Source organism: Streptomyces sp. NPDC043952, from assembly GCF_056435325.1.
The window spans coordinates 1-1,103 of the sequence record NZ_JBWKES010000082.1; the positions used below are offsets into that span (position 1 = coordinate 1).

Sequence of the window (1,103 nt, forward strand, 5' to 3'; positions counted from 1 at the left end):
CCCCCCCTCCCCCTCCTCCCCCCCCCCCCCCCCCCCCCCCCCCCCCCCCCCCCCCCCCCCCCCCCCCCCCCCCCCCCCCCCCCCCCCCCCGCGGCCGGAATTCACCGATTGGCCGGGAAGTGCGCCCGCACATGACCGGATGACCTGGTTCCGCGCGCGAGCGCGGGGCGGGTCCTCGCCATTACCCCGGCTTTGCGCCGGCGTTTCCGGTCACCCCACGCGCCCCCGTCGTCACCGCCCGTACCGTGCGGGGATGCTGCCTCCGGAAGATCGTCACATGGCCATCACATTGCCTTCACTTGGCGACCGCTTTCGGCCGATCGCGCTCCGGGAGCCCGTGACGGGGCAGACGCCGCGCGCGCCCCGCGCCTAGCCTCCCGGCCCATGCGATCACCTCTGCTGAGACGCCTCGGTCTCACCGCCGTCCTCGCCGTCGTCCTCGCCGTCTTCGGCTTCAGCTCCCTGGCCAGCGCCGACCCGGACCCCGCCGCCCTCACCTTCAGCGCCGACAGCGCCACCACCACCCCCGGCGGTTCGGTCAAGCTCTCGATGACGCTGACCAACAACAAGACGTACGACGTCCTGTTCGTGTACCAGACGATCGACCCGACCTGGCTGACCACCCAGCGTCCGGACCTCAAGTACAGCTTCGCCGGCTGCGCCCTGGCCGCCGCCGACGGCACCAGTACCCCCTGCTCCGGCACCGGCCCGACCAACCTCGGCACCAACTACGGCGCCACCATCCCGCCCGGCCAGAGCCGTACCGTCACCCTGACCCTCCAGGTCGCCGCCGACTCCGGCTGCAACGGCAACATCGGCTTCTACTCGTACTTCTACGCCGAGTTCAGCGACGGCACCAACTACAGCGGCGGCCCCGTCTACACGCCCGAGACGCGCGTGCTCTGTTCCTGACGGCCCGCCGCGCCCCCCCGCGGCGGCCGGCGCCCGGCCCGGGGGGGGGGGGGGGGGGGGGGGGGGGGGAAGGGAGGAGGGGGGGGGGAGGGGGGGGGGGCCCCCCCCCACCCGGGCGAGTGTCTGGGTGTTTCCCCAGGCCGGTAAAAAAAAAAGAAGAAAAGAACGAAAAAAGAAAAAACAAAAGACGA

The 1,103-nt window shown here is 72.5% G+C and carries 1 protein-coding gene; it reads left to right on the forward strand.

Annotated features, from left to right (window positions below; all coding sequences use genetic code 11):
* Positions 1–384 precede the first annotated feature (384 nt).
* Positions 385–912, forward strand: coding sequence for a hypothetical protein (locus AC069R_RS34090; protein ID WP_478770567.1), 528 nt, complete (start codon positions 385–387; stop codon positions 910–912).
* Positions 913–1,103: the final 191 nt, after the last annotated feature.

Excerpts from the sequence above, each read along its gene's own strand:
- AC069R_RS34090 (WP_478770567.1), top strand. The coding sequence starts at position 385 with ATGCGATCACCTCTGCTGAGACGCCTCGGTCTCACCGCCGTCCTCGCC.